The sequence below is a fragment of the Pseudomonas sp. B21-059 genome, from assembly GCF_026016285.1.
Classification (GTDB): domain Bacteria; phylum Pseudomonadota; class Gammaproteobacteria; order Pseudomonadales; family Pseudomonadaceae; genus Aquipseudomonas; species Aquipseudomonas danubii.
Genome location: NZ_CP087201.1, coordinates 5,881,381 through 5,895,084, shown reverse-complemented (window position 1 = coordinate 5,895,084; position 13,704 = coordinate 5,881,381). Strand labels below are relative to the sequence as shown.

Below are 13,704 nucleotides of genomic sequence, written 5' to 3'. Positions count from 1 at the left end.
TGGGAATCGCTGAATGACGGGCGCTGATGAGATGGATTCGGGAGGTTTGCCGGCGCGGTGAATCTTATGAATCGACCTGTTGCTTGTACATGTCCGCCAGGCCTTTTCGGTCACGTACGAAGCAGCGGATGCGCGGGGATGCCAAGCGGCGGTAGGGAAAGCAAGCGCTTAAAAGTGCGGTAAACTGCCGCCCATTGCCTCTTCAGTGCTGACTTTTTCCTACGGTACCCCCCATGACATTCGCCACTCTTGGCCTGATCGAACCTCTGCTGCGCGCCCTCGAAACCCTCGGCTACCAGACCCCGACCCCGGTGCAGGCGCAAGCCATTCCGGCGGTGCTGGGCGGTCGTGACCTGATGGCGGCGGCCCAGACCGGCACCGGCAAGACTGCCGGTTTTGCCTTGCCGCTGCTGCAGTTGCTGACCATGGAAGGGCCGAAGGTCGACAGCAACTCGGTGCGCGCGCTGATCCTGGTGCCGACCCGCGAGCTGGCCGAACAGGTCCACGAAAGCGTGCGTCAGTACGCCGAGCACCTGCCGCTGCGCACCTACGCGGTGTACGGTGGGGTCAGCATCAACCCGCAGATGATGAAGCTGCGCAAAGGTATCGATCTGCTGGTGGCGACCCCGGGGCGTCTGCTGGACCTGTTCCGCCAGAACGCGGTGAAGTTCAGCCAGTTGCAGACCCTGGTGCTGGATGAGGCCGACCGCATGCTGGATCTGGGCTTCTCCGAGGAGCTCAAGAGCATCTATGCCGCGCTGCCGAAGAAGCGCCAGACCCTGCTGTTCTCCGCCACGTTCTCCGACGCCATCCGCCAACTGGCCGGGCAGATGCTCAACGACCCGCTGAGCATCGAGGTCAGCCCGCGCAACGTGGCCGCCAACACGGTCAAGCAATGGGTGGTGCCGGTGGACAAGAAGCGCAAGCCGGAACTGTTCAGCCACCTGCTGCGCAAGAACCGCTGGAAGCAGGTGCTGGTGTTCGCCAAGACCCGCAACGGCGTGGATGCGCTGGTGGAAAAGCTTCAGGGCCAGGGCGTGAACGCCGACGGCATCCATGGCGACAAGCCCCAGGCCACGCGCCAGCGCGCCCTGGACCGGTTCAAGGCCAGCGAGATCCAGATCCTGGTGGCCACCGACGTGGCGGCCCGTGGCCTGGACATCGAAGACCTGCCGCTGGTGGTCAACTTCGACCTGCCGATCGTCGCTGAGGACTACATCCATCGCATCGGTCGTACCGGCCGTGCCGGCTCCACCGGTGAGGCGATCTCCCTGGTGTGTGCCGACGAAGTCAACCTGCTGTCGGCGATCGAGATGCTCACTCGCCAGACTTTGAAGCGCCATGAAGAGCAGGACTTCGAGCCCGAGCACCGGGTGCCGGAAACCGACGCCAGTGGCCAGGTGGTGAAAAAACCGAAGAAGCCCAAGAAACCGAAAACTTCCGGCGGTGGCGGCAAGCGCAACCTGGGCAAGTGGGTGGACAGTGGTGAAGTGGCCGAAGCGCCGGCGGTGAAACCGGTACGCAAGGTCCCGGCGTTCAACACCGGGCCACGCAAGCGCAAGCCTTGATCTGAATTGTGCTGACCTCTTCGCCGGCCAGTCGGCTCCTACAATCCCCCGTAGGAGCCGGCTGGCCGGCGAAGCTATTTATGGCCGGTGTTGCAGCCACTCCAGCATTCCCAGCCCGGCCCGACGGCCGCTGGCAAAGCAGGCGGTCAGCAGATAGCCGCCGGTGGGGGCTTCCCAGTCGAGCATTTCCCCGGCGCAGAACACCCCGGGTAGTTGCTCCAGCATCAGTCGTTCATCCAGCGCTTCGAAGGCGACGCCGCCGGCGCTGCTAATGGCCTCGTCCAATGGGCGGGTCTTCACCAGCGTCAAGGGCAGAGCCTTGATCGCCGCCGCCAGGCGCGTCGGATCGTTGAAGGTGTCGGCGCCCGTCAGCTCCCGCAGCAACCCCGCTTTCACCCCCTCGATCCCCAACTGACTCTGCAGATGCTTGGCCATGGAGCGCGAGCCACGCGGCTTGGCCAGGGCGGCCTGGACCTTGTCCCGAGGCTTGCCCGGCAGCAGGTCGATATGAACGGTGGCTTGCCCGTGCTGGTGGATGCTGTCGCGGATCGGCGCCGACAGGGCATAGATCAGACTGCCTTCGATGCCGCTGGCAGTGATCACGCATTCCCCCAGCCGGGGGATGTCGTCATTGAGGCCGATGGCCACGTTCTTCAGCGGCGCCCCGGCGAATTTGCTGCGCAGCAACTCGCTCCAGGCACTGACCTCGAACCCGCAATTGCTTGGTTGCAAGGGGGCTACCTGCACTCCGCGCTGTTGCAGCAGGGGCAGCCACGCTCCATCGGAACCCAGGCGCGACCAACTGCCACCGCCCAGTGCCAGCAGGGTTGCATCGGCCTCTACCGCGCGCTCGCCTTCGGGGTACTGGATGCGCAGGCTGCCGTCGGCATTCCAGCCCAGCCAGCGGTGCCGGGTGTGGATAACCACCCCGGCGTCGCGCAGGCGCTTGAGCCAGGCGCGCAGCAGCGGCGCGGCTTTCATGTCGGTGGGGAACACCCGTCCCGAGCTGCCGACGAAGGTGTCGATACCCAGGCCGTGAATCCATTGGCACAAGGCCTCGGCGCCGAACTCGCGCAGCAGCGGGGCGATGTGCGGGGCTCGCTCGGCATAGCGCGAGAGGAAGGCCGGGTAGGCTTCGGAGTGGGTGATGTTCATGCCACCGACCCCGGCCAGGAGGAACTTGCGGCCCACCGATGGCATGCCGTCGTACAGATCGACCCGAACGCCGGCCTGGCTCAGTACCTCGGCAGCCATCAGACCGGCGGGACCGCCGCCGATGATCGCGACGTGGGAAGTAGGGGAGGGGGACATCAAAAAGCCTAGAAAATGGGAGGGGTGGTTATTGTAAGCAATGCTCGGGAACAGCACCTGCTGGATGAGTTGCCGGCCATTGGTACAACGTCATGGCCGGCAGTAACCAAGTCCTTGATTAAATCTGCACGAACCCCGTAAACGCATGAAACAGTCGCGCCGGCCAGTGCAGTCTTCATTTAAGACGACCGGTACCCATCTGGGTTATTCGACTGCCAACGCCACGTATCCTCCATCATCTCCTTCAACCCGAGCTCCGCCTTCCAGCCCAGATCCTGAAGTGCCTTGGACGGGTCTGACCAGCATTGCGCAATGTCGCCTTGGCGACGTGGGGAGAAAGTGTGGGGAATGCTGCAGCCAGAGGCGTCCTCGAAGGCTTGGATCATCTCCAGTACTGAGTAACCCACCCCAGTCCCGAGGTTCCAGGCATTTATACCGGTGTGCTGGGAAATGTAGTTCACGGCTGCTACGTGCCCTTTGGCAAGATCAACTACATGAATGTAGTCCCGAACACCGGTGCCATCGGGGGTCGGATAGTCGTTGCCATAGATGGAAAGTCTTTCGAGTTTTCCCACTGCGACACGGCTTATGTAGGGCAGTAGATTTTCCGGCAGGCCGTTGGGGTCCTCGCCCAGAAGTCCACTCTGGTGTGCGCCCACCGGATTGAAGTAGCGCAGCAGGGCAACTGACCAGCGTGGATCGGCTGCTGCCATATCCTGCAGCATCTTTTCTACCATTAACTTGGAGGTGCCATAGGGGTTGGTAGGTGTTCCCAGCGGGCAGCTCTCGACAATCGGTATCTGCACCGGGTCGCCGTACACTGTGGCGGAGGAACTGAACACCAGGCGGTAGACGCCTGCGGTGGCCATGGCCTGGCACAAGGTGATGCTGCCACTCACGTTGTTCTGATAGTAGGACAAGGGTTGCTTTACGCTCTCACCGACGGCTTTCAGGCCAGCGAAGTGCAATACCACATCAATCTCGTGCTGGGTAAAAATACGCTCAAGGATGGCGCGGTCGCAAACATCACCTTGAACAAATACAGGGGTGCGACCGGTAATTTGTTGCACGCGCTGTAGCGAGAGCATGGAACTATTGCACAGGTTATCCAGAACCACCGCCTCGTGGCCTGCTTGAAGCAATTCCAGCAATGTGTGTGAACCAATATACCCTGCACCGCCAGTTATTAAGAACCGCATAGTTATGAGCCTGTTTCAAGTGAGTGCTGACAGTCCGGCCGCAGTATTATCTGGATCTGATGGTGGATTTTGAAAAAATGATACAGCACTGCCAATAGGTTTTTAACGCTTTCATTCTGACAACATAATAAAATTTTCTCGCGTCAAGCCCGATGTCCAGTGCGCTTGTCAGATCGCAGGATCTTGCTTTTGATCACTCGCAAACGTGGTCCCCTCAGACAAATACGCGGTGATGTCCCGGAAAAAGCGCTCGACCATGTTCATCCAAGAGCTGAACGTCGGGGGGAAATGCACTTGGAAGTGTTTATGTTTTTCCAGCAACGCTTTCATATTGGGATGCTTGTGGGGGGTGTAGTTGTCGGTCATCAAATGCAGTTGTAGATGCTTGGGTATTTCTCGATTGATCTTCTTGAGCAACTTCCAGCCACTGTTGATGCCGATGTTGATATTCAATATTCCTAATCAAATGCCCCTGTAGTTAGTTCAGGCCGTGAACAGCGTGGCGGTGCCATGACGCACACAATCGTGCGACTGCATCATGCTTCGGCAGCTCCATCGAGCTTTACCGATGCGTGGTTGAGTGACTGGCTCAAGGACGCGACGCACAGCTTCGCGGGGCAGAAAAGGTTTACGGCCCCACCTGGCTTATCGAGCAAACCGTTATCTGGCAACGAGTGTGGGCGTCGAAAAACGCCAGGGAGGTGTGTCGCTACCCTGATCAAAAAACAGACACCGCTCTGCAAGCCTTGCAGAGCAAGGGATCTAGCGCCTTTCACTCAGGTTATCCACAGGCAGCTCCACAGGTATTGGGGGTAAGCGATCCACAACAACATGACCGTCTGGTGACATTGATCAAAAAACAGGCGATTGCCTTGAAGCCCCGTAGAGCAAGGGCTGTAGAGGCTTTCTCCCAGGTTATCCACAAGCGGCTCCACAGTGCATGTGGGTAAGGCCGCAAGGGCTCAGTAGCAGCCTGACGACTCCCAGACTCGTTGTGCGCTGTGGTGGAGGATGCCGTGGCGTCGGGCCAGGGCCTGGCGATCCTTGCTGTAGCCGCCGCCGATCACGCCGACCACCGGGATGTCGCGGCCCAGGCAGTGGCGCATGACTCGCTCGTCACGCTCGGCCAGGCCGGCATCGGTGAGCTTGAGGTAGCCCAGGGCATCGTCCTGGTGCACGTCGACCCCGGCGTCGTAGAGCACCAGATCCGGCTGATACAGGGGCAGCAGGTAGTTGAGAGCGTCGTCCACCACCTTGAGGTAGTCGGCGTCGCCCATGCCCATGGGCAGCGGGATATCCCAGTCGCTCTGGGCCTTGCGTGCGGGGAAGTTCTTTTCACAGTGCAACGAGACGGTCACCGCGTCGGGGGTATGTTGCAGGATCCGAGCAGTGCCATCGCCCTGATGCACGTCGCAGTCGAAGATCAGCACCCGTCCCACGCGGCCGCTTTGCAGCAGGTAATGGCTGATCACGGCCAGGTCGTTGAAGATGCAGAACCCCGCCGGGTAGTCGTAGTGGGCGTGGTGAGTGCCGCCGGCCAGGTGGCAGGCCAGGCCATGTTGCAGCGCCTTTTCGGCCGTGAGCAGGGAACCGCCGACAGCGCGCACCGTGCGCCGGGCCAGGGCTTCGCTCCAGGGCAGGCCGAGGCGCCGCTGGTCTTCCCGGGACAACTCGCCGCTCATGTAGCGTTCGATATAGCCAGGGTCGTGGGCCAGGGCGAGGATGTCGGCCGGGCACAGCTCGGGGCGCAGCAAATCGGCATCGTGGGTCAGGCCACTGTCCACCAGGTGGTCGCGCAGCAGGCGGAACTTGTCCATGGGAAAGCGGTGCTCCGCCGGGAACTCGGGGCTGTAGTCGTCGTGATAGATCAGTGGCAATGACATGGCATTTTCTTAGAGGAACCCGTGAAGGATCCTACCAGCGATGTAGACTTGCACCCACGGAAACGGAGGGGCCTGATGGAGCCAATACTGCAACTCGAAAGCGCGCGTCTGCTGCTGCGCCAGTGGCGTGACGATGATTTGCCGGCATTTGCCGCGATGTGTGCCGATCCGCAGGTCATGCGCTACTTTCCCGCGCCCCTGAGTCGTCTGGAAAGTGCCGCGCTGATCGGGCGCATACGCGGGCATTTCGCCGAACATGGCTTTGGCCTCTGGGCGCTTGAACGTAAGGATAACGGCGCCTTTATCGGCTTTACCGGGCTGCTGGAGGTGGGTTTCGAAGCGCCCTTTACCCCTGCGGTGGAGATCGGCTGGCGCCTGGCCCGGGAACACTGGGGCCTGGGGTATGCCAGCGAAGCGGCCTGGACTGCCTTGCGTTGCGCTTTCGATCGACTGGCCCTGGACGAAGTCGTGGCCTTCACCACCCGCAATAACCTGCCGTCGCAGAAAGTCATGCAGGCCATTGGCATGCATCACGCGGCCCAGGAGGATTTCGAACACCCGAAACTCGCCGCCGATCATCCGTTGCGCGAGCATGTGCTGTACCGCATTACCCGCGAACAATGGCTGGAAACCTTGCATGGATAGCAGGCGCGCACGTTTAGAATGTGCCGACGAGATACCTGGCCCCAATTGATATCACCGCCGCAGCCGAGATTGCGCGGTGTTGCCCTGTGTGAGGAGAGTCTGAATGAGTCATGTGCTGGATGATCTGGTCGATCTGTTGACCCTGGAAGCCATTGAAGAAAACCTGTTTCGCGGTCGCAGCCAGGACCTGGGTTTTCGCCAGCTGTTTGGCGGCCAGGTGCTCGGCCAGTCGTTGTCCGCGGCCAGTCAGACGGTAGAGGAAGCACGTCACGTGCATTCCATGCACGGCTACTTCCTGCGTCCCGGCGACGCCGCCTTGCCGGTGGTCTACCAGGTGGATCGGGTGCGCGACGGCGGCAGCTTCAGCACCCGGCGGGTGACGGCGATCCAGAAGGGCAACCCGATCTTCACCTGCAGTGCTTCCTTCCAGTACGACGAAGAAGGCTTCGAGCACCAGAACAGCATGCCCCAGGTGGTCGGGCCGGAGAACCTGCCGTCGGAACTGGAAATCACCACCCAGCGTGCGCACCTGATTCCCGAGCACATGCGCGAGAAATTGCTGTGCCCCAAGCCCATCGAAGTGCGCCCGGTGACCGAGAAGGACCCCTACAACCCGCAGCCGATGGATCCGGTGAAGTACGTCTGGTTCCGCGCCGACGGTGCTCTGGCGGACATCCCGGCGCTGCACAAATACCTGCTGGCCTACGCGTCGGACTTCGGCCTGCTGACCACCTCGATGCTGCCTCATGGCAAGTCGGTGTGGCAGAAGGACATGCAGGTCGCCAGCCTCGATCACGCCCTGTGGTTTCACGCCGACCTGCGGGCCGACGACTGGCTGCTGTACGCCATGGACAGCCCCTGGGCCGGTAACTCCCGGGGCTTCTCCCGGGGCAGCGTGTTCAACCGTGCCGGTCAACTGGTAGCCTCGGTGACTCAGGAAGGGTTGATCCGTCATCGCAAGGATTGGGCATGAGTCTTTCAGACATAGAACATTGGGTGTTCGACATGGACGGCACCCTGACCATCGCCGTGCATGATTTCGCGGCGATCCGCCAGGCGCTGTCGATTCCTCCGGAGGACGACATCCTCACTCACCTGGCGGCCTTGCCGGCAGAGGAGTCTGCGGCCAAGCACGCCTGGCTGCTGGAGCACGAGCGCGACCTGGCCCTGGGTTCGCGCCCGGCGCCGGGTGCGGTGGAACTGGTGCGGGAACTGGCCGGACGCGGTTATCGCCTGGGCATCCTCACCCGCAATGCCCGGGAGCTGGCCCACGTGACCCTGGAAGCCATCGGCCTGGCGGACTGCTTCGCCGAAGCTGATGTGCTGGGGCGCGACGAGGCCCCGCCCAAACCCCATCCCGGTGGTTTGCTGAAACTGGCCGAGGCTTGGGATGTGGCGCCGCAGCGCATGGTCATGGTCGGTGACTACCGCTTCGACCTGGACTGTGGACGGGCAGCGGGGACGCGCACGGTGCTGGTGAACCTGCCGGACAACCCCTGGCCGGAGCTGACCGACTGGCATGCCCGGGATTGCGCGCAGTTGCGCGAACTGCTGTCGGCCTGAGGGCCTGTTCGCTGGTAAGTCGGTTCTTACCCGTCCTGTAGGAACCGCCTTGCCGGCGAAAGCGTCATTTCAGACAGCGCCTTTCTCTACTTGAACAGCGCCGCCTGCCCTGCGGGGGAGGTGAACATCTTGTCGCCGTCATGCCCGACCCCTGGCACTTCCACCAGCCGTTGTGGCAAGCCTTGCGGGTGACGCCGCATCAGGTAGTCGAAGTAGTTGTGCCCGCGAATCAGCCGGTAGGCGCCCTGGGTCTCGGCCGCGCAGCTCTTGTCCAGGGCCGGGTGGTTGGGGTCGATGTCCTGCTGGCCCAGCAGGTAGGTGATGTGGCGTGTCACGTAGCCTTGTTCGAGCTGCGCCGGGGATGGGGTGCTGGCATAGGCCGGGAGCCGGTTCAGGCCATATTTCCAGTCGTTGAACCCCGGGCAACTGGCCGGCTCGAAAGCCACCGGGCGCGTTGCATCGAAGTAGGCGTAGGACGACGGATTGGCGATCACGTAGCGCAGTTCGATTCCGGACTGCTTCAGCTCGGCATGTTGCCCTGTGGTCAGGGCATAGCGCTGTACCACCTGGGCGCCGCCGGAGTGGCCGGCAATCACCACTTCCTTGAGTGCAGGAAAGAACTGGCGGTCCTGCAGACGCTGGAGGACGGCATCCAGTACCGCGTAGGAGCTGATGGCCACGGGGCCGGCAGCAGGTTCGCCGGCCATCCAGTCATTACCTTTCCAGCGCAGCAGCGCGTCCGGTAGCTGATGGCGGGCGATGTCACTCTGGTTGAGAAACTGGGGGGCGATCACCAGGGTTGCGGCGCTTTGCCCTGCTTGTCGTGAAGCACTTTCGCCGCTCTTCAGGTAAGTCTGGGCGTTGCGCAGCCGACCATGAACCATGATCAGCGCGCGCTGCACCCCGGGCAGTGGCTGGCGCCAGTCCTGGCTCAGGCCCAGGGCCAGTTGCCCGCCCTCCAGGGGCAGGCGTTCGGGGCTGACGACCTTGACTGTGTGTTCCGCGGCCTGGGCACCCAGGCAGCCCAGGCACAGTAATGCCGCCAGCAGTCGGCCCATCTACAGGCTCTTGGCGGCGAAGGTATCGCACTGGCCAACCTGGCCCTGGCTGAAGCCGGTCTTGAACCAGCGCACCCGTTGCGCCGAGGTGCCGTGGGTGAAGGAATCCGGTACGACCCGGCCCTGGCCCTGTTGCTGCAGTCGGTCGTCACCGATGGCATTGGCAGCGTTCAGGGCTTCTTCCACATCCCCGGGCTCCAGCCAGTTCAGGCGCTTCTGCCCATGGTAGGCCCAGACCCCAGCCAGACAGTCGGCCTGCAATTCCTGGCGCACCAGTAGACCGCCGTCACCTTCCATTTGCCGGCCTTGCTGGCGTGCGGCCTGCATTTTCGCCGAGACCCCCAGCAGGGTCTGTACGTGGTGCCCGACTTCATGGGCAATCACGTAGGCCTGGGCGAAGTCGCCGGCAGCGGAAAAGCGCTGGGCCATCTCGCGGAAGAAGTCCATGTCCAGGTACACCTGCTGATCGGCAGGGCAATAGAAGGGGCCGCTGGCAGAGGTGGCGGAGCCGCAGGCGGAGTTGACCCGGCCACGGAACAGAATCAGCTTGGGCGCCTGATACTGGCGGCCGGCCTGCTGGAAGATCTGGCCCCAGGTGTCTTCGGTGTCGCCGAGGATGGCGCGGACGAACTCCGCCTGCTCGTCATTGGCCGGTGGGCTCTTGCGCGCCTGGGTGGTGGCCGGGGCCGAAGTCTGGCTGCTCTGGCCCACCAGTTGACCGAGGATCTGTAGCGGGTCCTGGCCGGTGGCCCAGCCGATACCGACGATCAGGATGATCGCCGTCAGGCTCAGCCCCTTGCCACCGCCAAAACGCAGGCCGCCACCACCGCCGCCACCGCTGTCATTTCGCGCATCCACGACGTTGTCGCTGCGCCGGCCTTTTTTCCAAAGCATGGGGGAGTCCTCGTTTTTTTCTGCTGGTCAGTGTTGCTGCTGGCATGAAGCGGCGCCAGTCCGGTCGTCAGGGATTTTTGCGCACGCTACCATGGCCCGATTGCGGATCTCTCCGCTCCTGGCGCATTCGGGGCTCCCTATTGAACATCGATACCCGCATCAAATTCCGTCACTTGGTGTGTTTTCTTGAAATGGCCCGTCAAGGCAGCCTGGCGCGGGCCGCCGACGTGCTGTCGGTGAGCCAGCCGGCAATGTCGAAAGCCCTCAAGGAACTGGAGGAGTTGCTGGACACTCGGCTGTTTGCCAGGAGCAAGGCCGGGCTCAGCCTGACCGAAGCCGGGCGAGCCTTCCTGCGCTATGCCGGGCCTTCGGTGCAGGCCCTGCGCGAAGGCGTCAGCAGTTTGCGCGGCGGCGAATACGCTGCCGGGCTGGTGCGTATCGGCGTGTTGTCCACCGTGGAAAGCCTGCTGCTGCCGGAGGTGATGCGGCGCCTGCACCAGCGGCATTCGGCGTTGACCGTGAGTGTGCTGACCGGCCCCAGCGCCCATCTGCTTTCGCAACTGCGAGTCGGTGACCTGGATCTGGTGGTCGGCCGCATGACCGAGAGTCCGGAGATCCACGGCCTGAGCTTCGAGCACCTGTACAGCGAATCCATGACCCTGGTGGCCCGCCCCGAGCATCCCCTGGCGACCGGGCCCCTGGATCGCGACGCGCTCAGCGCCTATCCGCTGGTACTGCCCCTGGCTGGCACCAGCATTCGCAAGCACGCCGACAGCCTGTTCATTCAGTGCGGTATCGCCCAGTCGCAACAACGCCTGGAAACCCTGTCGGTGGCCCTGAGCCGGCGCTACACCCTGTCCAGCGATGCACTGTGGATAGCGCCGCTGGATGCGGTGCGTCTGGACCTGGCCAACGGCGAGTTGCAGGAGCTGGATCTGGGCCTGCGCGAGCCCGGCGGTTCGGTGGGTATCTCCAGCAATGCCAGCCTGCCGCTGTCCCTGGCGGCGCAATGGGCGGTGGATGTGCTCAGGGAAGTGGGGCGGGCCTATCACGAGGGCAGTTATCCATAACCTTTTGGTTATGGATGGCGGGCGGCTTTTCAATTTTCCCCGCTCCTGGTTTGTTTGAAACTGCGCCGGCTGCGCTCCATAAATCAAACAACAGGAGATCGACATGTCTGATGCAGACAGCAGTCGCTTCGTGATTCGCGACCGTAATTGGCACCCCAAGGCCCTGACCCCCGACTACAAGACCTCCGTCGCCCGCTCGCCGCGCCAGGCACTGGTGAGCATTCCGCAATCGGCCAGCGAAACCAGCGGCCCGGACTTCTCCCACTTGCGCACCGGGCGTTTCGATAACGACTTGCTGCTCAACTTCAACCACGGCGGCTTGCCGATCGGGGAGCGGATCATCGTTTCCGGGCGGGTCTGCGATCAATATGGCAAGCCGATCCCCCACACCCTGGTGGAAATGTGGCAGGCCAACGCCGGTGGCCGTTACCGGCACAAGAACGACCGCTACCTGGCGCCCCTTGATCCGAACTTCGGCGGCGTCGGCCGAGCCCTCACCGACCGTGACGGCTACTACAGCTTCCGCACCATCAAGCCCGGGCCTTACCCCTGGCGCAACGGTCCCAACGACTGGCGCCCGGCGCATATCCACTTCTCCATCAGCGGCCCGTCGATTGCCACGCGGCTGATCACCCAGCTGTATTTCGAAGGCGACCCGTTGATCCCGCTGTGCCCGATCGTCAAGTCCATCGCCAACCCGGACGCGGTGCAGAGCCTGATCGCGCGCCTGGACATGGGCAACGCCAACCCCATGGATTGCCTGGCCTACCGCTTCGACATCGTGCTGCGCGGCCAGCGCAAGACCCACTTCGAAAACTGCTGAGGAGCCTGCCATGCCTGTTCAACTGCTGCCTGAAACCCCCTCGCAAACGGCCGGCCCCTATGTGCACATCGGCCTGGCCCTGGCGGCGGCGGGAAATCCGACCCGTCCCGAGGAGATCTGGAACCAGATGGCCAAGCCTGATGCGCCGGGCGAGCGGATTCTGCTGATCGGCCATGTGTACGACGGCAACGGCCACCTGGTGCGCGACTCCTTCCTGGAGTTCTGGCAGGCCGATTCTGCCGGGGTCTACGACCCGGTGTTCGACACGGAAAAGCCCTTCAACTGCTTTGGCCGCACCGCCACCACCTTCGATGCCGGGGAATGGACCCTCCATACCGTCAAGCCCGGGGTGGTGAACAACGCCGCCGGCGTGCCGATGGCGCCGCACATCAACCTGTCGCTGTTTGCCCGGGGGATCAACATCCACCTGCATACCCGGTTGTACTTTGCCGACGAGCCGGAGGCTAACGCCCAGTGCCCGGTGTTGAACCTGATCGAGCAGCCGCAACGTCGGGAAACCCTGCTGGCCCATCCTTGCGAGGTCAATGGCCAGCGCGCCTATCGCTTCGACATTCGCATTCAAGGTGAAGGCGAGACGGTGTTCTTCGACTTCTGAAAAGCCTGAGGCCATGCGTGGTGCCCATTGCGGGCCAGGCATGGCCGCAGTGGGTCAATGATCGAAATGATCCCAGACCGGAGCGAAGTCCGGGCTGACCTGACGCTGATCCTTGGGCAGGCCGGCGATCAGTGCTCGGTCTTCATCGTCCAGCTGCAGCCTGAGGGACTCCAGGTTGGCCAATTGGTTGGCCCGGCTACTGGCTTTTGGAATGGCCGCGACGTTGTCCTGATCCAGCAACCACTTGAGCGCCACCTGGGTCGGCAGCACGCCGTGCTTGGCGGCGATCTGCCGGATCTCGGGCACCTCGGACACCTTGTTGCGTGCCAGCGGCGTATAGGCGGTCAGCACCATGTCGCGACTGCGGGCATAGTCCAGCAGGCCGCTTTGCCCCAGCAGCACGTGGTACTCCACCTGGATTGCTGACAGCGGTGCGCCCAGCCCTTCAATGACCCGGCGCAGCAGCGCCAGGGGGAAATTGGCCACGCCAATGTGCTTCACCAATCCCTGTTCCTTGAACGACACCAGGGTTTCGATGCTGCGTTCCAGCTCCCAATCGCTGGTGGGCCAGTGGATATGAAACAGATCCACATAATCGCAGCGCAGGGCTTTGAGGCTGCGCTCCAGGGAATGGCGCATGGCGTCGGGGCGCAGTTGATCCCACCAGACCTTGGTGGTGAGGTGGATCTGCTCCCGGGGCACGGTGGTGTTGATCAGGGCCTGGCCCACGGCGTCTTCGTTGTTGTAGGCCTGGGCGGTATCGATGTGTCGGTAACCCAGGTCCAGGGCCTGTTCCACGGCGCGGGTGCACTGGTCATCGAGCATCGGCCAAGTGCCGAGGCCAAGCTTGGGCATGTGCAGCCCACTGTGGGTCAGGACTGGGCAATCTACGGAGTGAGGCATGGGCATCTCCCTGTGGATAAAAGAACACGGCCGGGTCGGCGGGGGCTGTAGGGCGTCGCTGGTTTGGACAGCGCCGCCGCACAGAAAATGCCCGGCGAATCGAGTGTGGAGGCCTGTGGTAGCTGTTGTATTTATGGAAAGTGATTCCAAAAAATATACTGACTCGGCTAA

13 protein-coding genes and 1 pseudogene are annotated in these 13,704 nt (G+C 62.6%); 7 read left to right on the top strand and 7 right to left on the bottom strand.

Annotated elements, in window-relative coordinates; all coding sequences use genetic code 11:
* Window positions 1-233: 233 nt before the first annotated feature.
* Window positions 234-1,568 (top strand): DEAD/DEAH box helicase, encoded by a 1,335-nt coding sequence (locus LOY69_RS26195; protein ID WP_102882307.1) that lies wholly within the window; start codon window positions 234-236, stop codon window positions 1,566-1,568.
* 78 nt (window positions 1,569-1,646) lie between these two features.
* Here the strand turns inward: LOY69_RS26195 and LOY69_RS26190 are convergent, their stop codons facing one another.
* The 4 genes and pseudogenes from LOY69_RS26190 to LOY69_RS26175 all read right to left on the bottom strand — a co-directional run bounded on the left by LOY69_RS26190 (window position 1,647) and on the right by LOY69_RS26175 (window position 5,961).
* Window positions 1,647-2,879, bottom strand: a complete 1,233-nt coding sequence (locus LOY69_RS26190; RefSeq protein WP_110596230.1) for a TIGR03862 family flavoprotein — start codon at window positions 2,877-2,879, stop codon at window positions 1,647-1,649.
* Window positions 2,880-3,058: 179 nt separating this feature from the next.
* Complete coding sequence (gene galE / locus LOY69_RS26185; protein ID WP_110652057.1) at window positions 3,059-4,078, bottom strand: UDP-glucose 4-epimerase GalE; 1,020 nt, start codon at window positions 4,076-4,078, stop codon at window positions 3,059-3,061.
* 207 nt (window positions 4,079-4,285) lie between these two features.
* Window positions 4,286-4,740: pseudogene (locus LOY69_RS26180) on the bottom strand (transposase); the annotation flags it as partial.
* A gap of 300 nt (window positions 4,741-5,040) precedes the next feature.
* A complete protein-coding gene (locus LOY69_RS26175) occupies window positions 5,041-5,961 on the bottom strand; it encodes a histone deacetylase (protein ID WP_102882304.1) in 921 nt (306 codons plus the stop codon).
* A 75-nt stretch (window positions 5,962-6,036) separates the two neighbouring features.
* Between LOY69_RS26175 and LOY69_RS26170 the strand changes: the two genes are divergently transcribed.
* From LOY69_RS26170 to LOY69_RS26160, 3 genes are all read left to right on the top strand, one after another.
* Window positions 6,037-6,606 carry a GNAT family N-acetyltransferase gene (locus LOY69_RS26170; protein ID WP_102865387.1) on the top strand — a complete coding sequence of 190 codons (570 nt, stop codon included), beginning with the start codon at window positions 6,037-6,039 and terminating at the stop codon, window positions 6,604-6,606.
* Window positions 6,607-6,709: 103 nt separating this feature from the next.
* Window positions 6,710-7,579 carry an acyl-CoA thioesterase II gene (tesB, locus tag LOY69_RS26165; RefSeq protein ID WP_102865388.1) on the top strand — a complete coding sequence of 290 codons (870 nt, stop codon included), beginning with the start codon at window positions 6,710-6,712 and terminating at the stop codon, window positions 7,577-7,579.
* Window positions 7,576-8,169 carry an HAD family hydrolase gene (locus LOY69_RS26160; RefSeq protein ID WP_102865389.1) on the top strand — a complete coding sequence of 198 codons (594 nt, stop codon included), beginning with the start codon at window positions 7,576-7,578 and terminating at the stop codon, window positions 8,167-8,169. Before tesB ends, LOY69_RS26160 begins: the two co-directional genes overlap by 4 nt.
* 86 nt (window positions 8,170-8,255) lie before the next feature.
* On the opposite strand, the gene LOY69_RS26155 is transcribed toward LOY69_RS26160, so the two are convergent.
* Together LOY69_RS26155 and LOY69_RS26150 are read right to left on the bottom strand one after the other, a co-directional pair.
* Window positions 8,256-9,227, bottom strand: a complete 972-nt coding sequence (locus LOY69_RS26155; protein WP_265073798.1) for an alpha/beta hydrolase — start codon at window positions 9,225-9,227, stop codon at window positions 8,256-8,258.
* A complete protein-coding gene (locus LOY69_RS26150; RefSeq protein ID WP_265073797.1) occupies window positions 9,228-10,121 on the bottom strand; it encodes a neutral zinc metallopeptidase in 894 nt (297 codons plus the stop codon).
* A gap of 140 nt (window positions 10,122-10,261) precedes the next feature.
* On the opposite strand from LOY69_RS26150, the gene pcaQ reads away from it, so the two are divergent.
* The 3 genes from pcaQ (at window position 10,262) to pcaG (ending at window position 12,630) form a co-directional block, all read left to right on the top strand.
* Window positions 10,262-11,191 carry a pca operon transcription factor PcaQ gene (gene pcaQ, locus LOY69_RS26145; RefSeq protein ID WP_265073796.1) on the top strand — a complete coding sequence of 310 codons (930 nt, stop codon included), beginning with the start codon at window positions 10,262-10,264 and terminating at the stop codon, window positions 11,189-11,191.
* 103 nt (window positions 11,192-11,294) lie between these two features.
* Window positions 11,295-12,014, top strand: coding sequence for a protocatechuate 3,4-dioxygenase subunit beta (gene pcaH / locus LOY69_RS26140; protein WP_123390378.1), 720 nt, complete (start codon window positions 11,295-11,297; stop codon window positions 12,012-12,014).
* 10 nt (window positions 12,015-12,024) lie between these two features.
* Window positions 12,025-12,630 carry a protocatechuate 3,4-dioxygenase subunit alpha gene (gene pcaG / locus LOY69_RS26135; RefSeq protein ID WP_102865394.1) on the top strand — a complete coding sequence of 202 codons (606 nt, stop codon included), beginning with the start codon at window positions 12,025-12,027 and terminating at the stop codon, window positions 12,628-12,630.
* A gap of 54 nt (window positions 12,631-12,684) precedes the next feature.
* Here pcaG and LOY69_RS26130 read toward each other — a convergent pair whose 3' ends face one another.
* Complete coding sequence (locus tag LOY69_RS26130) at window positions 12,685-13,533, bottom strand: aldo/keto reductase (RefSeq protein WP_265073795.1); 849 nt, start codon at window positions 13,531-13,533, stop codon at window positions 12,685-12,687.
* Window positions 13,534-13,704 lie beyond the last annotated feature (171 nt).